This window comes from Halovulum sp. GXIMD14794, from assembly GCF_054457455.1.
In genome coordinates, this window is record NZ_JBTLNF010000002.1 from 246,209 (window position 1) to 268,259 (window position 22,051).

23 protein-coding genes are annotated in these 22,051 nt (G+C 66.6%); 6 read left to right on the top strand and 17 right to left on the bottom strand.

Features of this window, described 5'->3' with window-relative positions:
• Nucleotides 1-150 precede the first annotated feature (150 nt).
• Entirely contained in the window at nt 151-513 is a 363-nt protein-coding gene (locus ACW9UR_RS01910; RefSeq protein WP_458915207.1) for a VOC family protein, read from the top strand.
• 74 nt (nt 514-587) lie between these two features.
• Here ACW9UR_RS01910 and ACW9UR_RS01915 read toward each other — a convergent pair whose 3' ends face one another.
• The 4 genes from ACW9UR_RS01915 to ACW9UR_RS01930 are packed head-to-tail and all read right to left on the bottom strand — an operon-like array spanning nt 588 to nt 2,972.
• Nucleotides 588-1,310: a hypothetical protein gene (locus ACW9UR_RS01915; RefSeq protein WP_458915208.1), complete on the bottom strand. Its 723-nt coding sequence runs from the start codon at nt 1,308-1,310 to the stop codon at nt 588-590.
• Nucleotides 1,307-1,879: a cob(I)yrinic acid a,c-diamide adenosyltransferase gene (locus ACW9UR_RS01920; RefSeq protein WP_458915209.1), complete on the bottom strand. Its 573-nt coding sequence runs from the start codon at nt 1,877-1,879 to the stop codon at nt 1,307-1,309. Before ACW9UR_RS01920 ends, ACW9UR_RS01915 begins: the two co-directional genes overlap by 4 nt.
• Nucleotides 1,880-1,881: 2 nt before the next feature.
• Complete coding sequence (locus tag ACW9UR_RS01925) at nt 1,882-2,085, bottom strand: twin transmembrane helix small protein (RefSeq protein ID WP_458915210.1); 204 nt, start codon at nt 2,083-2,085, stop codon at nt 1,882-1,884.
• A gap of 53 nt (nt 2,086-2,138) precedes the next feature.
• Nucleotides 2,139-2,972, bottom strand: coding sequence for an SDR family NAD(P)-dependent oxidoreductase (locus ACW9UR_RS01930; protein WP_458915211.1), 834 nt, complete (start codon nt 2,970-2,972; stop codon nt 2,139-2,141).
• Between the two features lie 282 nt (nt 2,973-3,254).
• Here ACW9UR_RS01930 and ACW9UR_RS01935 point away from each other — a divergent pair, with 282 nt between their 5' ends.
• The gene (locus tag ACW9UR_RS01935; RefSeq protein WP_458915212.1) at nt 3,255-3,446 is read left to right on the top strand and encodes a hypothetical protein; all 192 of its coding nucleotides are present in this window, start codon (nt 3,255-3,257) and stop codon (nt 3,444-3,446) included.
• 222 nt (nt 3,447-3,668) lie between these two features.
• Here ACW9UR_RS01935 and ACW9UR_RS01940 read toward each other — a convergent pair whose 3' ends face one another.
• The gene (locus ACW9UR_RS01940; RefSeq protein ID WP_458915213.1) at nt 3,669-4,046 is read right to left on the bottom strand and encodes a YybH family protein; all 378 of its coding nucleotides are present in this window, start codon (nt 4,044-4,046) and stop codon (nt 3,669-3,671) included.
• Nucleotides 4,047-4,295: 249 nt separating this feature from the next.
• Here ACW9UR_RS01940 and parC point away from each other — a divergent pair, with 249 nt between their 5' ends.
• Nucleotides 4,296-6,575 (top strand): DNA topoisomerase IV subunit A, encoded by a 2,280-nt coding sequence (gene parC, locus ACW9UR_RS01945; protein ID WP_458915214.1) that lies wholly within the window; start codon nt 4,296-4,298, stop codon nt 6,573-6,575.
• Between the two features lie 15 nt (nt 6,576-6,590).
• On the opposite strand, the gene ACW9UR_RS01950 is transcribed toward parC, so the two are convergent.
• The 12 genes from ACW9UR_RS01950 to ACW9UR_RS02005 form a co-directional block, all read right to left on the bottom strand.
• The gene (locus ACW9UR_RS01950) at nt 6,591-7,322 is read right to left on the bottom strand and encodes a hypothetical protein (RefSeq protein ID WP_458915215.1); all 732 of its coding nucleotides are present in this window, start codon (nt 7,320-7,322) and stop codon (nt 6,591-6,593) included.
• Nucleotides 7,319-8,110, bottom strand: a complete 792-nt coding sequence (locus tag ACW9UR_RS01955; RefSeq protein WP_458915216.1) for a hypothetical protein — start codon at nt 8,108-8,110, stop codon at nt 7,319-7,321. The genes ACW9UR_RS01950 and ACW9UR_RS01955 overlap by 4 nt, the downstream gene beginning before the upstream one ends.
• Before the next feature lie 77 nt (nt 8,111-8,187).
• The gene (locus ACW9UR_RS01960) at nt 8,188-9,123 is read right to left on the bottom strand and encodes an RDD family protein (protein WP_458915217.1); all 936 of its coding nucleotides are present in this window, start codon (nt 9,121-9,123) and stop codon (nt 8,188-8,190) included.
• A complete protein-coding gene (locus ACW9UR_RS01965) occupies nt 9,120-10,124 on the bottom strand; it encodes a stage II sporulation protein M (protein WP_458915218.1) in 1,005 nt (334 codons plus the stop codon). Before ACW9UR_RS01965 ends, ACW9UR_RS01960 begins: the two co-directional genes overlap by 4 nt.
• The gene (locus ACW9UR_RS01970) at nt 10,121-11,431 is read right to left on the bottom strand and encodes a DUF58 domain-containing protein (RefSeq protein ID WP_458915219.1); all 1,311 of its coding nucleotides are present in this window, start codon (nt 11,429-11,431) and stop codon (nt 10,121-10,123) included. The genes ACW9UR_RS01965 and ACW9UR_RS01970 overlap by 4 nt, the downstream gene beginning before the upstream one ends.
• Complete coding sequence (locus tag ACW9UR_RS01975; RefSeq protein ID WP_458915220.1) at nt 11,431-12,384, bottom strand: AAA family ATPase; 954 nt, start codon at nt 12,382-12,384, stop codon at nt 11,431-11,433. The genes ACW9UR_RS01970 and ACW9UR_RS01975 overlap by 1 nt, the downstream gene beginning before the upstream one ends.
• Nucleotides 12,371-13,633 (bottom strand): hypothetical protein, encoded by a 1,263-nt coding sequence (locus ACW9UR_RS01980; protein ID WP_458915221.1) that lies wholly within the window; start codon nt 13,631-13,633, stop codon nt 12,371-12,373. The genes ACW9UR_RS01975 and ACW9UR_RS01980 overlap by 14 nt, the downstream gene beginning before the upstream one ends.
• Nucleotides 13,630-14,397, bottom strand: a complete 768-nt coding sequence (locus ACW9UR_RS01985) for a DUF4129 domain-containing protein (RefSeq protein ID WP_458915222.1) — start codon at nt 14,395-14,397, stop codon at nt 13,630-13,632. The genes ACW9UR_RS01980 and ACW9UR_RS01985 overlap by 4 nt, the downstream gene beginning before the upstream one ends.
• A gap of 64 nt (nt 14,398-14,461) precedes the next feature.
• Complete coding sequence (gene nusB / locus ACW9UR_RS01990) at nt 14,462-14,980, bottom strand: transcription antitermination factor NusB (RefSeq protein WP_458915223.1); 519 nt, start codon at nt 14,978-14,980, stop codon at nt 14,462-14,464.
• Complete coding sequence (locus ACW9UR_RS01995; RefSeq protein ID WP_458915224.1) at nt 14,980-15,519, bottom strand: 6,7-dimethyl-8-ribityllumazine synthase; 540 nt, start codon at nt 15,517-15,519, stop codon at nt 14,980-14,982. Before ACW9UR_RS01995 ends, nusB begins: the two co-directional genes overlap by 1 nt.
• An 88-nt stretch (nt 15,520-15,607) precedes the next feature.
• A complete protein-coding gene (gene ribB / locus ACW9UR_RS02000; protein ID WP_458915225.1) occupies nt 15,608-16,720 on the bottom strand; it encodes a 3,4-dihydroxy-2-butanone-4-phosphate synthase in 1,113 nt (370 codons plus the stop codon).
• Nucleotides 16,717-17,328 carry a riboflavin synthase gene (locus ACW9UR_RS02005; protein WP_458915226.1) on the bottom strand — a complete coding sequence of 204 codons (612 nt, stop codon included), beginning with the start codon at nt 17,326-17,328 and terminating at the stop codon, nt 16,717-16,719. The genes ribB and ACW9UR_RS02005 overlap by 4 nt, the downstream gene beginning before the upstream one ends.
• A gap of 167 nt (nt 17,329-17,495) precedes the next feature.
• On the opposite strand from ACW9UR_RS02005, the gene ACW9UR_RS02010 reads away from it, so the two are divergent.
• The 3 genes from ACW9UR_RS02010 to ACW9UR_RS02020 all read left to right on the top strand — a co-directional run bounded on the left by ACW9UR_RS02010 (nt 17,496) and on the right by ACW9UR_RS02020 (nt 22,045).
• Entirely contained in the window at nt 17,496-18,776 is a 1,281-nt protein-coding gene (locus tag ACW9UR_RS02010) for a capsule biosynthesis protein (protein WP_458915227.1), read from the top strand.
• A 75-nt stretch (nt 18,777-18,851) separates the two neighbouring features.
• Nucleotides 18,852-20,000: a polysaccharide biosynthesis/export family protein gene (locus ACW9UR_RS02015; RefSeq protein ID WP_458915228.1), complete on the top strand. Its 1,149-nt coding sequence runs from the start codon at nt 18,852-18,854 to the stop codon at nt 19,998-20,000.
• Entirely contained in the window at nt 19,913-22,045 is a 2,133-nt protein-coding gene (locus tag ACW9UR_RS02020) for a capsular polysaccharide biosynthesis protein (protein ID WP_458915229.1), read from the top strand. The genes ACW9UR_RS02015 and ACW9UR_RS02020 overlap by 88 nt, the downstream gene beginning before the upstream one ends.
• Nucleotides 22,046-22,051: the final 6 nt, after the last annotated feature.

Consider the following 22,051-nt stretch of genomic DNA (forward strand, 5'->3'; position numbering starts at 1 on the left):
TTTAGCGAATGCAAGGCCCGAGAAACAGCGCAAAAACGACGCGACGCAGCGGCAGGACGGCGGTCCGGGCCGTGTGACGTGGCGTCCGGGGCGGCGCTTGACCCGCGACGGGGCTGGCCGCAGGCTGGGGGGCAGCAAAAGGGGGGAGCGATGGAAAAGGTTCTGGGGTTCGGCGGGTTCTTCTTCCGGGCCGAGAACCCGGCGGCGCTGGCCGAGTGGTACCTGGCGCATCTGGGCGTCGACAAGGTGCCGGGCGACTACGACACGCCTTGCTGGCGGCAGGAGGCCGGAGAGACCGTCTTTGCCCCGTTCGAGAAAGTCACGGACTATTTCGGCGACCGCGAGAAATCGTTCATGTTGAACTTCAGGGTGCGGGATCTCGACGCGATGATTGCTCAGCTGGAAGCCGCCGGGGTCGAGGTTCGGCGGGACCCGCAGGAGCACCCGAACGGTCGCTTTGCATGGCTGAATGACCCCGAGGGGAATCCGATCGAGTTGTGGGAGCCGGCCTGATCCGGTGGGCGCCGCGCACTTGGCGCGCGGGGGCCTCCGGCGGGAGTATTTGGGGGATAAAGAAAGCGGGGGCGCTATTCGCTTGTCGGCTGCGCCCAGTCGGCGTGATGCTCGATCAGCGCCGCAAAGGCCAGCGCGGTTTCCGAAGGTTCGGTGAGGGCAATCCGGCTCAGACGGTTGTGCAATTGCCTGGACGTGTACCAGGCCCAGGCCCCATCCTTGGCCGGCTGGCGCGCCCAGAATGCCGAAAAGGGGATCGCGGCGCCCGGCCGGGTCGGCCAGGCACGGGTGAGTATCGTCAGCAACCGGTCGTCTCCCAGCGCGTCGAGATGGGCGAAGAAGGGGGCCAGGTCCAGCCCCGCTTCGCCGAAGCAGCAAAGCCACTCGTCGACATCACCGCCCTCGGCCAGCCGGCGGGCGAAGATCGCGAGCCCGGCTTGGCGCAGAAGCACGACGTCTTTCGGGGGCCAGTCCTCCGGAAAGCCGGTCAGAGGCAGGCGGTTCAGGGCCGTTTCGGCACCTTGGCGGGGAAACCCCGGGGCGAAGGCCAGCAGGTCCAGGATCCGGGGCAGCAGCCAAGCCATGTGGGCGCGGGACAAGTCCGGCGCGTAGGCGGCGAAGTACCAATCCTCGAGATGCTCTTCGGGTAGATCGCGCGGGGCGTGGTCGAGGAAATCGGCCTCGATATCCGGGTCCATGCAGCAGCCGCGGCAAACACCGGTCGTCGGCGGGGCGGGGCATGCGAAATGGGTGTAGGCGGCGTCGATCAGGTCACGCAACGCCGCCTTGTCACTCACCGGTTCGCGCCCGGCACCCACAGCACGTCGGCCCTGCCGTCGTCGTTCGCGATCCGTGCGGCGACGAAGAACCAGTCCGAAAGGCGGTTGAGATAGCGCAGGCTGGGCTCGTTGATCGTCTCCTCGGCGGTCAGGGTAACCGTCAGACGCTCGGCGCGGCGCGCGACGGTGCGGCAGAGGTGCAGATGCGCCGACAGCGCGCTGCCGCCGGGCAGGACAAAGCTGCGCAGCGGTTCGAGCCGTGCGTTCATGGCGTCGATCTCGGCCTCGAGCCTGTCGACCTGGGAGCCGGTGACGCGGAGCGCCGGATATTCCCGCTCGCCGTCCTTGTCCGGGTCGGGGGTCGCAAGGTCCGCGCCAAGGTCGAAAAGATCGTTCTGAATCCGGGCCAGCGCCGCGTCGGTCTCGCCGGCCGCGTGCAGGCGCGCCAGTCCAAGCGCGGCATTCAACTCGTCCACGGTGCCGTAGGCGGCGACGCGGGCACTGTCCTTGGGCACGCGGGTGCCGTTGCCGAGGGCGGTCTCGCCCTTGTCGCCGGTGCGCGTGTAGATCTTGTTCAGGACCACCATCTTCAGCGCATCCCCGAGAAGTAGACAGTCGCCACGATCAGGACCACCGCGATGAACTGCAGCAGCAGGCGCAGGCGCATGATCTTGTTGGCGTACTTGCGGTTGAAGTCTCCGCCCTTGGCGAAGCCGCCGACGCCCACCAGCAACACGGCGAGCACCGCGAGGCAGGCGAAGAGCGTGACGTAGAACAGCGGATTGTCGGTCATCCGTCCCTCGTATCCGAAATCTCAGGCCGCGCCGGGGCGCGGATCGGCGGTACTCAGCCGCGGCGCAGGATCCGGTCCAGCGTCCGCGTCGGCAGCAGCCGCCGTGCGATACCCATCATATAGGTCGGTGTGGTGACATAGTAGCGGGCACGCGGTCGCGGGCTTTCCAGCGCGTGAACCAGCTTGGCCGTCACCGCCGAGGCAGGCAGTTCGAACCGGTCGGTCTTGTTGTCGGTGCGGTAAAGGCGCGGCCGCACCTGGTTCTCATAGAACTTGCGGCGCGGCGAGTTCCGCCAGTCGATCCAGCGCTCGAAATGCGGGATCGAGTTTTCGCGGATGCGCGAGGTTATGGGGCCGGGCTCGATCAGGATGAAATGCAGATCCTTGACCCGGTTCTCCACCCGGTAGGTGTCTGTCAGACCCTCCATTGCGAACTTGGTCGAGACGTAGGCACCGCGTGCCCTGAGCGCGATAAGGCCCAGTACCGAGGAATTGTTGACGACCCGCCCGTGGCCTTGAGCGCGGAACGTGGGCATAAGCCGGTTGATGAGGTCGAACTGGCCGAAGAAATTGGTCTCGTAGATCGCCCGCAGTGCATCGCGGGGCAGGTCCTCGGCCAGGGCGGGGATCGCGTAGGCACCGTTATTGAACAGCGCGTCGAGCGTACCGCCGGTACGCTCCAGCACCTCGGCGACGGCGGCGGCGATACTATCCTCGTCGGCATAGTCCAGCGGAAAGCTCTCAAGTCCCTCGCTCTGCAGACGGGCACAATCCTCTGACTTGCGGCAGGTGGCAAAAACACGCCAGCCGCGCGCAGCCAGTCCGTGCGCGGCGTCGTATCCGATGCCCGAAGAGCAGCCAGTGATCAGGATCGTCTTCTGAGCCATGTTCCGCCTTTCGCAAAAGCCGCAGCCGGTGGTATCCGGCGCGCCGCGCCGGCGCAATACGCACGCGGATTGTGGACGGATGGTGTCGTCCGAATATCGACATGTGTGAGGGAAGCTTTGAAAAGGTATGTCGAAACAGTTGCTTGCCGTTGGGGGAGCTTCGGCGGGGAAATGCACGCATAACACGAAATTGCCCCGAAGCCTCCCAATCTTCTCCATGGCGGAGCGCGAGGATGACCTTGCGGCACACCGGGTGTCGCCCAAGGAAACGAGAGCAAGGCAATGATCACCATCAATACCAAAGACCGGATCAAACTGGCTCGGATGGTGCGCGAAACCATCGACCAGTCGGAACTTGAAGCCCGCACGCAGGCGCGGACCCGGAAATGGCGCTGCCGCAAGCGCGACTTCATCGTCGCATTGCTGCTGGCCTATCCGCTGAGCACCCTCATCGCGCAGCTCCCCCTGATCTGAGCGTGCCAGTGTCCCGGCGTCTATCCCTTGGGCGCCGGGAGCAAATTATGGAGGCGCAGAAAGCGCTTCCAACGACCCGAGGACCAAGTCCGGTCAGCCAGCAGCATTGCTGGCGCCCAAGGGAAACGGCGCAAGCAAGGTCCCGGGCATGGGCCTGCGTTCCCTTCCGATCAGGTGAAAGTCTACCGCAAATGCTCGGCGTGAAGATGCGGTGATTTCGGATCAGCCGCCCGGCAAATCGTTGAAGCTTTCGCGGTGCACGAGCCAGGCGCCGTCAGCGTCCTTCTTCCAGACCCTCAGGACCTTGTAGCTGTGCTCGGTCTTGTCGCCATTGCCGTCGGTACGGGTTGCCTGGTCGTGGACGACTTCGACGGCCATGTCGTTCCCCGCCATTTCGAAGCTGACTTCCTCGGACCTGAGGTTGCTGAACCCGGCCTTGAAGAATGCCGTGTACATTGTCTCGATGCGGTCACGGCCCTCGGTTGTCTTCCATCCGGGGGCGAGCACGATGCCGTCCTCGGAATGCATGGCGGCGACCGCGGCCGGATCGCCGCCATTGAAGGCTGCTTCGAAGGCAGCGCGCGCTTCCGCGATAGCCACCGGGTCTGCAGAGCCCGGTAGCGAAGTTGCGCATAGTGCGATGAACACAAGTCCCGGTCGGCAGTATTCTGTCGTGAGCATGACTTTCTACTCCCTTGCTGGTGACGGGCCGCAACCGCCGGTCGGTCGCGGCAATCTCAGGATAACACGACAAGCGCCACGGCCGGAGCGCGGCCGCGTGGTTCCGTTTCCGGCACCCGTGCAACGATCCTCTGGACCGCATCCGAATCCGCAGGTATCACCACATCTATGGTTGATGTGACTGACGACCCCGAAATACCGGATATGCGCAACATCAGCGAGCCGCTCCGCCGTGCGCTGGGCGACCGCTATCTGACCTATGCGCTGTCCACGATCACCGATCGTGCGCTTCCCGATGCGCGGGACGGTCTGAAGCCGGTCCATCGGCGCATCCTCTATACGATGCGGACCCTCAAGCTCGAGCCGAACGGCCCGTTCCGCAAATGCGCCAAGATCACCGGCGAGGTGATGGGGAACTACCATCCCCACGGCGACCAGGCGATCTATGACGCGCTGGCCCGCCTGGCGCAGGATTTCGCCATGCGCTACCCGCTGGTGGACGGGCAGGGGAACTTCGGCAACATCGACGGCGACAACCCCGCCGCCGCCCGTTACACCGAGGCCCGCTCGACCGCCGCCGCCTATGCGCTGATGGAAGGTCTGAACGAGGACGCGGTCGACTTCCGCCCGAACTACGACGGCTCGGAACACGAGCCGGTGGTGCTGCCCGCCGCTTTCCCGAACCTTCTGGCCAACGGCTCCAGCGGGATCGCGGTGGGGATGGCGACCAACATCCCGCCGCACAATATCGACGAGTTGGTTGGCGCTTGCCTGCATCTGATCAAGACGCCCGAGGCCCGCGACGAGACGCTTCTGAACTACATTCCGGGCCCCGACTTCCCGACCGGCGGCGTGCTGGTCGAAAGCCGCGAGGCGATTGCCGAGGCCTACCGCACCGGGCGTGGCGCCATGCGGGTGCGCGCCCGCTGGCACGTCGAGGACCTTGGCCGCGGCCAGTGGCAGGTCGTCGTGACCGAGATCCCCTACCAGGTGCCCAAGTCGAAGCTGATCGAGAAGGTCGCCGAGCTGATTACCGCCCGGAAGATCCCGATCCTGGCCGACATCCGCGACGAGAGCGCCGAGGATGTCCGCATCATCCTCGAGCCGCGTGCCCGCACCGTCGAGCCGAACGTGCTGATGGAGACGCTGTTCCGCCAGTCGGACCTGGAATCGCGCTTCTCACTGAACCTAAACGTGCTGATCGACGGCAAGACGCCCAAGGTCTGCTCGCTGAAAGAGGTGCTGCGCGCGTTTCTCGACCACCGGCGCGAGGTGTTGGTGCGCCGCTCCCGCCACCGGCTCGAGAAGATCGAGAACCGGCTGGAGGTGCTCGAGGGTTACATCACCGCGTTCCTGAACCTCGACCGGGTGATCGAGATCATCCGCAACGAGGATCAGCCCAAGCCGGTGATGATGGAGGAGTTCCAGCTTTCGGACGTTCAGGCCGAGGCTATCCTCAACATGCGCCTGCGCTCCTTGCGCAAGCTCGAGGAAATGGAACTGCGGCGTGAGCGCGACGCGCTGATTTCCGAGGCCGAGGATCTGCAGGCGCTGCTGGCCGACGAGGGCATGCAGTGGGACCGCATCGCCGACCAGCTGAAGGAGGTCCGCAAGACCTTCGGCGCGCGCGCCCCCGGCGGCGCACGCCGCACGCTGATCGAGGAAGCGCCCGAGGCCGAGGAGGTCCCGCTTGAGGCGATGATCGAGCGCGAGCCGATCACCGTGGTCTGCTCGAAGATGGGCTGGATTCGCGCCATGAAGGGCCATATCGCGCTGGATTCCGAGCTGAAGTTCAAGGACGGCGACGGGCCGGCCTTCATCTTCCATGCCGAGACCACGGACAAGGTGCTGCTGTTCGGCGCGAACGGTCGCTTCTACACGTTGCCCGCCAGCAACCTGCCGGGCGGGCGCGGTATGGGCGAGCCGGTGCGTCTGATGGTCGACCTGCCGAACGAGATCGAGCCGCTGGAGCTGTTCGTCCACAAGCCGGGCCGCAAGCTGATCGTCGCCTCGAGCGCCGGGGACGGGTTCGTCGTCCCCGAAGACGAGGTCGTCGCGCAGACCCGGACCGGCAAGCAGGTGCTGAACCTGAAAGAGGGCGTGGTGGCAGTGGCGTGCAAGCCCGTCTCGGGCGATCACGTGGCGACCGTGGGCAAGAACAAGAAGGTGCTGGTCTTCCCGCTGGACGAGCTGCCCGAGATGACCCGCGGCAAGGGCGTGCGCCTGCAGAAAGTGCCGGCATCCTCGGCGCCGCTGGACACCAACGCGTCGGGACTGTCGGACGTGACCACGTTCACGCTGGCAGATGGGCTGTCCTGGAAGGACCCGGCCGGGCGCACCCGGACCGAGACCGAGCTGGGCGACTGGATCGGCAAGCGCGCCGGTGCGGGCCGCATGGCGCCCCGCGGCTTCCCGCGCGACACCAAGTTCAACGGCGACGGCTTCTAGGGCCGTCGCCCGCCCCTAGCGGAAGACATCGGTCAGCTGACCGCCACCGGCGCTGTCCGAGACCTGCCGCCAAGTCGCCATCGCAAGCGCCAGCAGTACCGCTCCGAGGATGGCCGAGACCAGTTCTGCCACCAGCATCCCCGCCCACAGGCCCGGGGCGGTGCTTTCGGCATCCGGAACCGGCGTCAGCACGATCAGCATTATCAACGCGGGCAGGTAGATCGCCGCCCAACACGCCGTCAGTTTCGCTATGTTCGGCAGACACTGGCCGATGCTGTGGCTCAAGCCCTGCCAGCCACGCTCCTCGACAAGGATCGCAGGGATCAGCGTCGTCGTGACCGCGGCGATCAGCAATCCTGGCAGGATCACCATCAGGATGCCGACATAGGACGCGTAGCTGACCGCCATGTTCAGTACGATCAATGGCCACAGATTGCGTTTCAGGACCTCGGAGGCTGGGCCATCGGGACCGGCTTTCATATCCGTCGCCACGCGCAGACAGGCGAGGCCGAAGAGGCAGGCGAAGGCGGCTTCGTGCAACAACAGGAAGGGATCGAACAGCACCGCGCCAATGCCGGCCTCGTCGTCCGGGGCGCGCCTCGCGAGGAACCGTTCGGGAACCAGCAGTGCCTCGAGCGTCAGAACGCCGATGCCCAGTGCCAGGAACTCCGCAGTTGCGAGAAAGCCGTGGCGACCGAGGATCGCGCGCATGTCCTCGACAAGCAACCCGAGGCGAAGCTTGGTCACGCGAAGACCGAGGCCAGATCCTCCATCCCCAGTCCTTCCTTGATCTCGCGCAGCCGGGCGTAGACCAGCGCCGTGAAGATCGACAGCAGCGCGATCTGGATCGCCGCCGAAAGCGCCTGCACCAGAAGGATTACCGCGTAGCCCGGCGTCAGGAACGCGCCAGCACCCAGCGGTCCGGGGGCGGCGGCAACGCCAAGCACCGCGGTCAGCACCAGCGAGATTAGGAACAGTACGAGGAACATCAGGATTGCCGCGCCTAGGATCGGCCAGCGGTAACCGGCAGTCAGTTCGGCGGTGCGGGAGAGGCCGCGAAAGCCCGAACGCTCGACCAGGATCACCGGCGAGAGCACCCAGTAACGGGCCATCAGGTAGAGACCGGGGATCACCAGCAAGAGGAAGCCGATCGACATGAAGATGTAAAGCACCAGCCCCAGCACCACGATTGCCGGGGCGGCTGCCAGCGTGCGCCCGACATAGGAGCCGACCCGGATCGGCCTGCCGACCCGCGCGTCATAGGCTGCGAGGGTTATTGCGCCCATGGTCAACAGGCTGATGACCAGCGAAACCGCCACAACGACGAAGATCGTCGTCGCAAGCATGCCGGGGTCGATTTCGGCGTTCACATCGCCAAAGTCGGACGGGAAAGCCAGCAACTGGATCAGCGCCTGCAGCAGCGAGGGCAGCAGCGCGATCCCGAGAAACAGGCCGATATGGCGAAATAGCAGTCCGAAGGTGGATGTCACCAACTGCCCGATGCCCAGCGGCTGCTGGGGCGAGACGGCCGCCATCGCAAAGCTCCCACACAAACTTGAGGGATTTGGTAGCATCGAAAGCCCTGCGATTCAAATATCTTGGTCGCCCAGGTTCAATTCCGGCCGTTGCTGTGTCCGTCGGTCCCGGCGTCCCGGTGGAACTTGTCCTCGCGGCTGTCGCCGAAAAGCTTGCGGTTCTCCAGGTAGGCCCGCTGGGTGCGGTAGAAGGCCAGCAGGAAGCTCTCGGTATCGGCGTCGGGCACGTGGCTTTGGTAGTCGATCCGGCGGGCGATGGTTTCCGCCACCTTGCGCAGGTTGGTGTGGTGGCGCTCGGCGGCCAGCCGGCTGAGCGCGCGCGTATCGACCTGCAGCAGCGCCTCGAGTGTCTGCAACTCGTAGCGCCCGTAGTGATCCAGATGATGCGGCAGGAAGTTGTAGGCGGATGCGCCGACCGGCTGCTCGGCCAGATCGGGCAGCAGGACCGGGGTGGGCAGCATCACGACGTAGGTTCCAGCCAGGATGTCGCCCAGCCGTTGCCGCCGAGAGTTGGTCAGCGGCACCGCCAGCAGGATCCCGATCCAGCCTAGCAGCAACAGCACCGAAAGCCGGTCCAGCGACGAGGCCGCCAGCAACATGGTGCCCGGAACGAAGACCTCCATTTCCTTCATCAAGTTGCGCACGGTGACCGCATGGGCCGAGAGCGACCGCCCGTCCGCCGAGATCACCCTCAGGCCGGTCAGTTTCTTGCCCCAGGTCTGCCCGTTCAGCAGCACCTCGGCGAGGATATAATAAGGCACTCGGATCGCAAAGAAGAGCAGAGCGCCGATCCCGATGACCGCGTTGAAGGGCACGAGGTCCGACAGGAACAGCACCGCCATGATGACGATCAGCCCGGCGAATGTGATCAGGATGTCGGCGATCTGGGCGATGGCGCGCGCGCCGAGCCCTGCCACCTCGAAATGGATCGGCACGCCCTCGGGCGGCACAATCTCGATCATGCGCCGCCGAGGTTCCTCGCCCGGGGCACGGGGCAGGCGGGGCGCGGTCATGTGGTGCGGCGCCCCGAGAAGGCCAGCCATACGACCCATGCCGCACCGATGCCAAACCCGATCCGGATTCGTGCGCCGGGATCCTGGATCAGCTGCCGTCCGAAGCCTTCCAGCAAGGCCGCCACGACCAGCATCATCGCTGCCAATATCGCCAGTTTCACCGCGTCGCGGGAATTGCGCCTCAGCGCGTCCCGGCGCAGTGCGTCTCCGGGAAACAGCACTGCTCGGCCCAGGTGCAGCCCCCCGGCGCAGGCGATGACCACTGCCGAGATCTCGGTTACACCGTGGATCGAGAGCCAGGCGCTGATGTCGTAGAGCAGCCCGCGATCCGCGTGTAGCGCCACGAATGCGCCGAGGATCAGGCCGTTAAAGAAGGTCAGCACCGTGCTGGGAATGCAGGCCATGACCCCCAGCGAGAAGATCAGGATCGCGATCCGCGTGTTGTGCGAGAACAGCACCGAAGCAAACGCTGCCAGGTTCCCCGCATCGCTGTCCTCGCCGGAATAGATCACGGCCAGCAGTTCCTCACGGGTGGAATCGATGCCCCGATCTCCGGCCAGCGCGGGTGGCATCAGGGTGTTGTACCAGCTGGGATCGTCCTGGAAGAGCATCCAGCCAGCCGTGCCGCCCAGCATCAGGATCGCGTAAGAGATCAGGATCAGCGGAAACAGCCGCCGCGCCGCGCCGGGTATGCCGGTGACCAGCAACCTGCTCAGCATCCCGCCCAGCCGTTCCTGCGGCGCATATACAGCAAGATAGGCGCGGGCGCAGAGCGCCTCGAGATAGGCTAGAAGGGCCCGGTCCAGGCTGATCTCGCGGGCCATGGACAACGATGCCATCGCCTGTCGGTAGAGCGAGGCCATCGCCTGCGCCTCGTCGAAGTCGAGCGCCTTCAGCCCGCGCCGCTCGGCCTTGGTCACGATCGCCTCGAGCAGGCGCCAGTCTTCCTCGCGTTCCGCACGAAACCGCGCCGAGCGGATCAGGTTCTGCGCAACGCTCATATCAGCTCCCGCGCCTTGATATCGAGATAGGTGCCGATCAGCTTGGCGGTCAGCTCGCCAGGGCCCGTCTCGAGACATAGTATGCCCAGCCTGGCCAGCCGGTCGAGCACGAGTTGACGTTCACGCGCCATCTCGGCGGCGACGACGGCCTCGGCGACCTCGTCGGCGCTGTCGGGCACCCGGTCCTGCAGCGCCTCGAGGTCCGGGTCGCGCAGCGTGACGAAGACGATCACATGCGTCCGGTTCAGCACCTGGAGGTTCTCGACCAGAAGCTCGGCCGTGGTCGTATCGGCGAAATCCGAGAAGATGATGATCAGCGAGCGCCGCTTGAGTTGCCCGTTCAGGTGCGCCAGCGCCAGCGTCGGATTGCTCTCGACCGTCGCGTACTCCATGTCGGCCATCTGCCGGCGCAGCGCCGGGAAGCCCGCGCGGGCCGGTTGCGGAGGCGTATAGATCCTCGGTTCGGCGTCAAAACTGTAGAGCCCGACCAGATCGCCGCCCAGGCCCGCGGCCCAGGCCGTCGCGAGCGCCGCGTTGATCGCGTGGTCGATGCGGGCCAGCCCGGCGACCTCGGCGCGCATCAGGTAGCCGTTGTCGAGCGCCAGGATGATCTGATGGTTGCGCTCGGCCCGCATCTCCTTGGCAACCAGTGTGCGGTGCCGCGCGGAGTGCTTCCAGTCGATGGCGCGCGTGTCCATGCCGGTGGTGAAATCGACGAGTTGGTGAAACTCGGACCCTTCGCCGCGCGCGACGGTGTCCTTCACGCCGTAAAGCTCCGAGCGGACCGTGGCGTCGATCGTCCCCGAGACCACGGGCCGGATGCTCGGGATCACCCGGATCTGTGTCTCGGCAGGCAGGCGGGTGACGAATTCCCACAGCGCCAGCGGGCTGGGCCAGCGCAGCCAGACCGCGTGCAGATGAAAGCGCCCGCGCCGCCTGGCAAGCAGCGTCACCGCGCCTTCGGCAACGGCCTCGGAAACCGGCGCGAGGCTGAATCGGATCACGCCGCCCAGCGCATCGTCGGCCTCGGCCCGCGCTTCGGTCACTGGGGGCACCGGCGGGTGGCTACCCTGCAGGCGCACGCGAAGCCGGATGCTCTCGCCACTGAAGATGTCGGCGGGCGCTGCGATCGACAGTTGCAGGCCACGCGCCGGGCGAGCGGTCATCAGGTCTGCCAGCGCAACCAGCGCCAGTCCGGCCCAAAGCAGCAGCACGGCCTGCGCCGGCAGCACGTCCGCCGCCAGCACAAGCACCGTCAGCGCCAGCGCGCCGCCCGCAAGAAGCAGCAGCCGGCGGCCGGGACGCATTATTTCGGTGCCTCGATCCGGTTGAGGATGTTGTGCATCACATCGGTCTCGGACCGGCCCTCGATCTCGGCGGTGGGGCCCAGCACGATCCGGTGTCGCAGGGCAGGGACCACCAACCGCTGCACGTCATCCGGGATCGCGTAGTCGCGCCCGTCAAGCGCCGCCGCCGCGCGCACCGCGCTTGCAACCGCGTCGGCCGCACGGGTCGACGCGCCGTGCCGGATCTCTGGGTCTTCGCGGGTCGCACGCACCAGCGCCAGGATGTAGCCGAGGATCGTGTCATCAAGCCGAATGCTGTCGATCAGCGCGCGCCCAGCCGTCAGCTCCGCTTCGGACAGGACGGGGGTAATGCCATCGGTGCGGGCGTGGTCCAGAGACTGCGCGGCGTGACGGCGCAGGATCTCCATTTCGGCGTCCTCGTCCGGGAAGTCGATGATGACCTTGAACAGGAACCGGTCCAGCTGCGCCTCGGGCAGCGGATAGGTGCCCTGCTGCTCGATCGGGTTCTGCGTCGCGATCACGAAGAACGTGTCGCCCAGAGTGTGATCCACCCCGTCGATCGTGGCGATCCGCTCGTTCATCACCTGAAGCAGCGCGGCCTGAGTCTTGGGCGGGGCGCGGTTGATCTCGTCCGCCAGCAGGATCTGGGTGAAAACCGGCCCTTTGGTCAGCCGGAACTCCGAGGTGCCGAAGTCGAACAGATTCACGCCCAGGACGTCGCCGGGCATCAGGTCCGGTGTGAACTGGATGCGCCCGAAGTCGAGGTCCAGCGCGGCGGCAAGGCTGCGCGCCAGCAGCGTCTTTGCAGTGCCCGGAGGGCCTTCCAGCAAGCAGTGCCCGCGGGCGAATAGCGCGATCAGCGCCATGTCCACCGCGTCATCCTGGCCGTGCACGACCTTGCCGATTTCCCCGCGGATGCGGTTGGCGAGTTGTCCGAAGCTATCCAGATCCATTCAGCACCCTCTGGGCCTGCCGCTCGAACGCGTCGAGCAACGTCAGCAATTGCGCCGGCGGGGTGCCGGTCGCTGGTGTCATAGCGGTTGCGGCAGCTTGCTTGAACCCCCCGGCCAGGTCGGGGTCCTTGCGGCCGATGAAAGTCGTGATCCGCTCGACCGGGTCGGCGCTGCCGGCATTGCCGAACAGCTTCCGTTCGATCCGGCGCAGCCGGTTCTCGACATGGGCCGCCAGCAGGCGCGGATCGTTGCCCGCCATACGAAGGATCCGCGCCTTGGCGGTGATAGACACCGTCCGTGCCGGGCCCAGTTGATCGTCGAACAGGCGTTGCGCCGGCCCGAGCCGCACCCAGCTGCGCCACAGCAGAAGCACGGTCAGCGCCGCCAGCCCCACCCAGGCCAGTGCGTAGGGCCAGACGAAGAAGCGTCCCAATTCCGCCCAGCTGCGCGCATCGGGCGCGCTCGTCTGATCCTGCACCAGGATGAAGTTGGTGTTGTCCAGCAGCATCGGCTTGCCGCCGGACATCCGCTCAAGTTCGGCCGCAGCGATGGCGGCGTTCTCGGCCAGGCGAAGCCCGTGGTTGTTCATCAGGTCCGGGTCCGACAGCAGCCAGACCGGCCCGTGTGCACGCTCGCAGCGGATCAGCAGGTGCCCGGGTCCTGCGGACAGGACCGGCGCGCAATCCGTGTCCAGCGCTGCCGGAAACAGCTGCGGCTGGTAGAGCAGCCCCTCGCGTCCGTCGACCTCGAACCGCAGTACGTCGCCGGGGCGCAGCAGCTCGCCCTCCCACGCTCCGAAACGGGACAGCGGCGCGCCGGCCTCGGCTGCATCGAGCAGAAGGCTGTCATGCGCCAGCCCCGTATAGCGCACCGCGCGCGTCCATTTCGGCGCGATCACCAGCGTCGGCAGCAACTCTACCTTACGCGTCAGGATCTGCCCTGACAGGTCGCGCTCGGTACCGGTCAGCAGCCACTCGCGATCATCGGCCGGACGCGTGAACTCGCGCCCGAGATCGGTGTCGAGCACCGGAATGATCCGCAGACCGACGCTGCCGGGAAGCACTGGCGCGAACCCGGGATAGCTGATCTGCTGATCCTCGCCGCGCAGCCAGCTGACCAGCCCGCGACTGCCAAGCGCCGAGCGTTCGACCGGAAGTGACCCGCCGCTGAGAAGCGTCCACAGCAAAAGCCCGCCGATCAGCATGATGGCGGTCATCGAGGCCAGCTCACCCCCCCGCATGGTGCTCATGCGGGCCGCTCCGATGGGGTCGCAAGGATCGGCCGAGCCTGCGCCAGACAGGTTTCGAACGTGGCGTCCGCGAGGGGCCGTCCGCCGAACTGGACCAGTTCTTCGGCCATGACGATGGAGCGCAACGCAGACAGGTGCGGCCAGCCACGCGGTAGCCGGCGCAGCAGTTCGCGCGCGGTTTCCGACCGTCCGAGACGCAACTCGTTCTGATCGGCCGCCGCCCGCAGCGTGGCGCGCAGCAATTCGACCAGCGCGGCACGGCGGTCGGTCATGGTGCGCAGCCTTTTGATCAGTTCGGGATCCGGGGGGAGATCGTCGAGGGCGGGTGTGGCCGCCCGTTTCCGCGTCCGTTGGCCCGACTGGAGGCCGCCAAAAAGATCCGCCAGCCAGCCCGCGTTGCGGTAGATCACGACGAGTATCGTTACCACCACGATGGCGAGAGCGATCCGCATGGCAAAACGCAGCGCATCAGAAATCTCATGGGACTCGTCACGCTTCTCCCGCGGCGCAGGCGGCGCCTTGCCGTCGAGCGGGATCTCGCCGTCGAGGCGGTCGATGTAGACGAGTTCGGTCTGCAGCCGGTTGAGCATCACCCGACGGTCGTAGGCGTCGTTCGTGTCGAATTCGTGGCCGGAGTACTGCGGGGTCTGTGCCGGAAGCGGGCTTGCGAAGAACGCGCCCGCGACGGGGGCCACGGCAAGCCACAGCAGGCAAAGCCCCCCGATCTTCCAGTCACGGTTCAAAATGCGCAGCGTCCTGTTCAACCATAGCCTGCAATGGCCCGAGCCTAGGCTTGGCCCGCGCCGCTTTGCAAGCCGCAATGGCGGATCAGGTGAACGCTTCGGGACGCAGCTCGCGCGCCATGTGGTCGAGCACGGCATTCACGAATTTCGGCTCGCGGCCCTCGGGGAAGAAGGCCTTGGCGACGTCGACATATTCGTTGATTGCCACGCGCGGCGGCGTGTCGGTGTCCAGAAGCTCGGCCCCGGCGGCGCGGAATAGCGCCCGTAGCGTCGGATCGATCCGCGCGATCGGCCATTTCTCGACCAGCGCCGCGTCGGTCAGCTTGTCGATCCGCGCCTGCCGCGCGACCGCCGTTTCCAGCAGCTTGCGGAACAGGTCCACGTCGGCTTCGGAATAGGTGTCCCCATCGACCTCGGCGCCGAAGCGGTGCACTTCGAATTCCTTCTGCACCTCGGGCAGGGTCGCGTCGGCGGCCTCCATCTGGAACAGCGCCTGCGTTGCGAACAGCCGCGCGGCCGAACGCATCTGACGGATCTCGGCCTTGCTGGGCTGACGCGGGGTGCGGGCCTCGCCGGTGTCGGGGCTTTCTGGAGTGTCGGCCATCACGCGGCGCCTCCCTTGGTGGGCTCGCCCGCGACCTGGAAACTCCCCTCGGGCAGCGCCGGGGCCGGCTTGGCGAAGCGGCGCTTCAGTGCGATCAGGTGCAGCGCCGCCTCGGCCGCGCCGCCGCCCTTGTTCTGGCCCGCGGCCTCGGCGCGGACCTGTGCCTGCTCGACGTTCTCGACGGTCAGGATGCCATTGCCGACGCACAGGCCCTTGATGCCCAGCTCCATCAGCCCGCGCGAGCTGTCGTTGCACACGGTATCGTAGTGGGTGGTCTCGCCCCGGATCACGCAGCCGAGGCCGACAAAGCCGTCATACTCGCCGCTGGCGGCGGCCAGCGCGACGGCCTGCGGCACTTCCAGCGCGCCCGGCACCTCGACGGTGTCGTGCATAGCGCGGGCGGCCTCGCAGGCGGCGCGGGCACCGGCGACCAGTTCGTCGGCGATTTCCTTGTAATAGGGGGCGACGACGATCAGCACCCGCGTCGGCCGGTCGAAGACCGGGGCGGGCAACGTGTGATGGGTGATGGCGGTGGCCATGTGCGAATCCTCGGGCGTGTGCGGGGGTCTGGCGGGGTGGATATACCCGCGCCCCCCGGGATGGAAGCCATTCGGCCCCGTTTTTAGGTCAGCCGGCGGCCTTCGGTGCCTCGATCTTCCGGGTTCCGGTGATCGAAAGCCCGTAACCGTCGAGGCCCACGACCTTGGGGCTGGGAGAGTTGGTCAGCAGCACCATCTCGTGAATGCCGAGCGAGCCGAGGATCTGCGCGCCGAGCCCGTATTGGCGCAGCGTCTGCGGCGAGCCCTCCTGCTCGAAGCTCAGCTTCATCGACATGTCGCGTAGCAGCACCACGACGCCGCGGCCTTCCGCGGCGATCATCCGCATCGCGTCGGCCAGCTGGTGCGACCGGCCGGGGCACATGCCCAGCATATCCTCAAGCGGATTGGCGGCGTGCATCCGCACCAGCACCGGATCGGGGCTGGAGATGTCGCCTTTGGTCAGCACCAGATGCTCGGCGCCGGCGGTGTCGTCGGTGAAGACACGCAGCAGCCACTCGCCACCGTATTCGGACTGGATGTTGCGCACGGCGCTTTCGCGCACGAGGTTGTCATAGCGGCGACGGTACGCGATCAGGTCGCTGATCGTACCGATCTTAAGCCCGTGCAACTGTGCAAAGGCGATCAGATCCGGCAGACGCGCCATGCTGCCGTCTTCCTTCATGATCTCGCAGATCACGCCCGACGGGTTCAGACCGGCAAGACGGCTGATGTCCACGGCGGCCTCGGTATGGCCGGCACGGACCAGCACGCCGCCTTCGCGGGCGCGCAGCGGAAAGACATGGCCTGGCGTCGCGATGTCCTGCGGTTTCGAGGTCGGGTCGATGGCGACGGCGACGGTGCGCGCGCGGTCGTGGGCGCTGATGCCGGTGGTCACGCCCTCGCGCGCCTCGATCGAGACGGTGAAGGCGGTCTCGTGCCGCGACGAGTTCGACGCCGCCATCAGCGGCAGGCCGAGCGAGTCCAGCCGCTCCGATGTCAGCGACAGGCAGATCAGCCCGCGCCCGTGGGTCGCCATGAAGTTGATCGCGTCGGGCGTCGCCATTTGCGCCGGGATCACCAGATCGCCCTCGTTCTCGCGGTCCTCGTGGTCGACCAGGATGAACATCCGCCCGTTGCGGGCATCCTCGATGATGTCCTCGATGGACGAGATCGCGTCGGCGTAGGTTTCGGCGTCGCTCATGTCGCGCTGCTCCGCATGTCTTCGAGACGTGCGACGTAGCGAGCCATCGTGTCCACTTCAAGGTTCACCCGATCACCTTGCTTGACGTCGCCCCAGGTGGTGTGCGCCTTGGTGTGCGGGATGAAGTTCACGGTAAAGCGCGGCCCGTCCACGTCGTTGACCGTCAGCGAGGTTCCGTCCAGCGCAACCGACCCCTTCTGCGCGATGAACCGCGCCAGCGGGGCAGGGGCCTCGAAGGTGACGACCGTACTGTCGCCCGAGGCTTCGGTCGCGATCACTTCGGCCGTGCCGTCCACGTGCCCCGAGACGATGTGCCCGCCGAGTTCTTCGCCCACGCGCAGCGCGCGTTCGAGGTTGACGCGGGTGCCGACTGTCCAGCCGCCCAGCGTGGTCTTCGACAGTGTCTCGGCCGAGATATCCACGTCGAACCAATTGCGCGCGCCTTCGGTGCCGCGGTCAACGACCGTCAGACACACGCCTGCGCAGGCGATCGAGGCGCCCAGCGCGATGTCTTCGGCCGGAAAGGCCGTGCCAAGGCGCGCCCGCAGGTCGCCGCGGTCCTCGAGGTTCATGACCTCGCCAATATCCGTGATGATCCCGGTAAACATGGCCCGTCCTGCCCAAAAACAACGCTTCGCGGGATACTTGATGCCCCGGGATGGGGCAAGCGTGACATTTTTCCGCTCATGGCGCAGGATCTGGGACAGTTGGTCTTGGATAAGGCTACGATCATGATAAACGGCCAAAAAAAGCCGACACGACTTGGGGCAGAAATATGAGCAGCAGGTCCTTCCTGTTTCTGCAGGGTCCCCACGGACCCTTCTTCAGCGATCTGGCGCGGCAGCTGCTTCTTGCTGGTGTGCAGGTGCATCGTGTGGGCTTCAACGCCGGCGACCAGGCCTTCTGGGAACACAAGGACCACTACACCCCTTTCCTCGGTTCGGTCGAAGAATGGGAGGACTGGCTCAAGGCCTTCCTCGACCGCACGCCGGTCACCGACCTCGTGCTCTACGGCGATACCCGTCCAATTCACGCCATCGCCCGGCGCATCGCGCGGCTGCGCGGCCTCTCGATCCACTGCTTCGAGGAGGGCTACCTGCGCCCGTACTGGGTCACCTACGAGCGAGACGGGGTGAACGGCCATTCGCGCCTGATGTCGATGCAGGTCCCCGAGATGCGGCAGATGATCGGCGGCCACCCCGGCAAGCTGCCGGAGGCGCCTGCGCAATGGGGCGCGCTTTACCATCACATGTGGTACGGCGCGCGCTATCACTGGTTCATCCTGTTCCGGAACCGCCGCTACCGGAATTTCCGCCCGCACCGGACAATCTCGGTCAAGCGGGAATGGGCGCTCTACATCAAGCGGCTGTCGCTCTGGCCGCTGCACACGCTCGACCGTCGGGTCGAGACCCGCAAGCTTCAGACCAGCGGCGAGAACTATCACCTGGTCCTGCTTCAGTTGGCGCACGACAGCTCGTTCCGGGACCATTCGGACTTCGACCACATCTCGGATTTCATCGACCTGTGCTGCAAGGGCTTCGCACGGGGCGCGCCACCGCATCACCGGCTGGTGTTCAAGACCCACCCGCTCGAGGACGGGCGCGAGCCGATCCACAAGCTGATCATGGCCGCCGCCCGCCGTCACCGGATCGAAGGCCGCGTGCAGATGATCCGCGGCGGCCGTCTGGGCGAGATGCTGGACAATGCCACCACGGCGGTCACGGTGAACTCGACAGCCGGGCAGCAGGCGCTCTGGCGCGGGCGGCCGCTGCGGGCCTTTGGCCGTTCGGTCTACGACAAGCCCGAACTGGTCTCGCACCAGCCGATCGAGGAATTCTTCGCCAATCCGCGGCGTCCGGACCTCGACGCCTACATGACCTACCGCGAGTTCTTGCTGCAGACCTCGCAGTTCCCCGGCGGTTTCTACACCGCCTCGGGGCGGGCGGACGTTCTGCGCCACGTGATCGACGTGATCCTGGCGAACCGCGACCCCTACGACGCGGTCGGACCCCGGCGCGAGTCCCCGCGGCCACAGTTGCGCGCCGAGTCGGTCTGATCTGGCGGCACGGGGCTTTCCCATTGCCGCCACGCAGTCTACTGTAATTCAAAACACTATAATGAGGCAGCGAGCGTGATACCCCGAACCCGGCCGACGCTGGTCCGCGTCGCGGTTCTCGCCTGTGCGGTCCTGATCGCCGGTTGCGAGAAACTGCCGCGTCCCGGCCCCAATGCCGAAGAGATCGTCGCGTCCTCCAAGCGGGTGGGCGGCGATCTGAACGTCGTTCCGGTTGACGGCGCCATTGCCAACCGTGCCTATGTCGACCCGCGCTTCGGGTTCCCGCAGTCGTTCCTGACCCTGCCGTCGCTCCGCAGCGACGCGATCAACCCTGGCGACGTGATCTCGGTCACTGTCTGGGAAAACGTCGACAATGGCCTTCTGGTCGGCGCCGGGCAGAAAGTCGCGAATCTGCAGGAGATCCAGGTCGATCAGCGCGGCAACATTTTCGTGCCCTATGCCGGGACCATCAAGGCGTCGGGCAAGACCCCGGACGAGCTGCGCGAGGAAATAACCGAGTCGCTGGGCCGCGCCACGCCAGACCCGCAAGTCGAGGTGCGCCGGCTTGCAGGCGACGGCGCAACGATCAACCTGATCGGTGGCGTCGGCGGGCAGGGCGTCTATCCCATCGAGCCCTCGACCAATAAGCTGAGCGCCATGCTGGCCAAGGCCGGCGGTGTCACCGTCGATCCCGAACTGGCAATCGTGACCGTCCGCCGCCGCGGCGAGGCCGGCAAGATATTCCTGCAGAGCCTCTACGAGAACCCGGCCAACGATATAGCACTCCGCGCCGGTGACACGATCATCGTCGAGAACGACCAGCGCGCCTTTACCGCGCTCGGCGCGACCGGCGCGCAGGCCCGCGTCCCCTTCCCACGCGCCGATATAAATGCGATCGACGCGCTTGCGCAGGTCGGCGGGCTGAACGGTCAGACTTCGGATCCGACCGGCATCTTCGTATTCCGGCGCGAGAAGGCTTCGGTCGCGAACCGCGTCTCAGGCCGCAACGACATGGCCGAGGGCGAGCCCTTCGCCTATGTCATCAATCTCACCAGCCCCGGGGGCATCTTCGTTGCCAAGGATTTCCAGATCCGCGACGGTGATACGATCTATATAACGGAGGCCCCGTTCGTCTCATGGACGAGAGTGCTGCAGGCGACATCGCAGACGCTGAACTTCGCGACCAACCTCAGCCAGCTCGCGATCCTCGCGAACAACCAGTAGCGCCGAAACTGGCGGCCGCCTATACGGGCGGCTTCCTGCTTGACAAGCGCATCCGGCGGATTCTCGCGCTCTCCGGTTGGCGGCTGTCGCCGCTGGCCGACCCGCGCCGTGCCGATGCCGTGGCGGTCTGGGGACGCCGTCCGGTCTCGAAGCGGGGACTGTGGGTGGCGGGCCGCTGGAACAAGCCGCTGCTGAACGTCGAGGACGCCTTCCTGCGCTCGGTCCGGCCCGGCCCTTCGGGCGATCCGGCGCTGGGCCTGCTGATCGACGACCGCGCTCTGCACTATGACGCCGCGCAGCCCTCGCAGTTGGAAGCGCTGCTGTCGGAAATCACCCTGACGCCCGAGGCCGAGACCCGCGCCCGCGACGGCATCGCCTTCCTGCGCGACGAGGGACTGTCGAAGTATTCCGACTGGTCGCCGGACGCACCGTTGCCCGAACCGGGCTACGTACTGGTCATCGACCAGACCGCAGGGGACGCGGCGATCAGCCATGCCGGGGCCTCGGCCGAAAGCTTCGCGCAGATGCTCGCCGCCGCCCGGGCTGAGCATCCGGGCGCGCGGATCTTGCTGCGCACGCACCCGGTCACTGCATCGGGCCACCGCAGGGGGCATTTTGGGCCCACGGACCTGGACGATCTCACCGGAGTCTGCGCCGATCCGGTGAACCCCTGGGCTCTGCTAGATGGTGCCATGGCGGTCTATTGCGTATCGTCGCAGCTGGGGTTCGAGGCGATCCTCGCGGGCCATCGCCCGGTGGTCTTCGGCCAGCCGTTCTACGCAGGCTGGGGCCTGAGCGACGATCGGCAGCCGATCCCGCGCCGGGGACATGCTCTGAGCCCCGAAGCGCTCTTCCACGCCGCGATGATCGACTACCCCGCCTGGTACGACCCGCACCACGACCGGCTCTGCCAGTTCGAGGATGTCGCCCGCGCGCTGGCCGCACAGGCCCGTGCTCACCGCGAGAACGCGCGGCCGCTGATCTGCACCGGAATGAAGCCGTGGAAACACGCGCCGATGACGGCGTTCCTGAAGGGCGGCGCGGGCGCGCCCGCCTTCGAGAACGAACCGACCCGCGCCATCGAACGCGCCGCCACCGAGGGACGCACCGTCCTGCTCTGGGCCGGCAAGGAGACGCCCGAGCACCGCGCGCAGGCGGAGGCCAAGGGCGTGACGCTCTGGCGGACCGAGGATGGCTTCCTGCGCTCCGTCGGCCTTGGGGCCCAGCTGCTGCCCGCCGCCTCGCTGGTGATCGACGATCTGGGGATCTATTTCGACCCGACCCGCGAAAGTCGGCTCGAGCGGACCATACAGACCTCAGCCAACCTGCCGGGCCACGCCCACCGCCGGGCCGAGGCGCTGCAGACCGCCATCGTCGACGCACGGCTGACCAAGTACAACGTCGGCAACGCCGCGCCGCCGTTCCCCTCGAAACCGGGCCGCCGCCGCGTGCTGGTACCGGGGCAGGTTGAGGACGACGCCTCGATCCGGCTGGGCACCGATGCGGTCTCGACCAACCTGGGCCTGCTGCAACAGGCCCGCGCCCTGTTCCCGGACGATGTGGTGATCTACAAGCCGCACCCGGACATCGAGGCTGGGTTGCGCCAGGGCTTGATCCCCGAGGCCGAGATGGCGCGGCTCGCCGATCACGTCGCGCACGAGACTTCTGCCGCCGAGGCGATGGATCAGGTCGACGTGGTGGTAACCATGACTTCGCTCATGGGGTTCGAGGCGCTTTTGCGCGGGCTCGAGGTGCACTGTTTCGGCACCCCCTTCTACGCGGGCTGGGGGCTGACCGAGGACCACGCCGCGCCCTGTCCGCGCCGCACCGCCAGACCCGACCTTACTGCCTTGGTCCATGCCTCGCTGATCGCCTACCCGCGCTATTTCGATGCCGAGACCGGGCTGGCCTGTTCGCCCGAGGTGATCCTCGAACGACTGTCCTCACGCGCCGGGTCCGTCAGCCGTCACGCAACGAAACGGCACAAGCTGGTTGCGGCGCTGCAGTATCGCCTGCGGCGGCTTGCCCCGCTCTGGCGGAACTGAACGGGC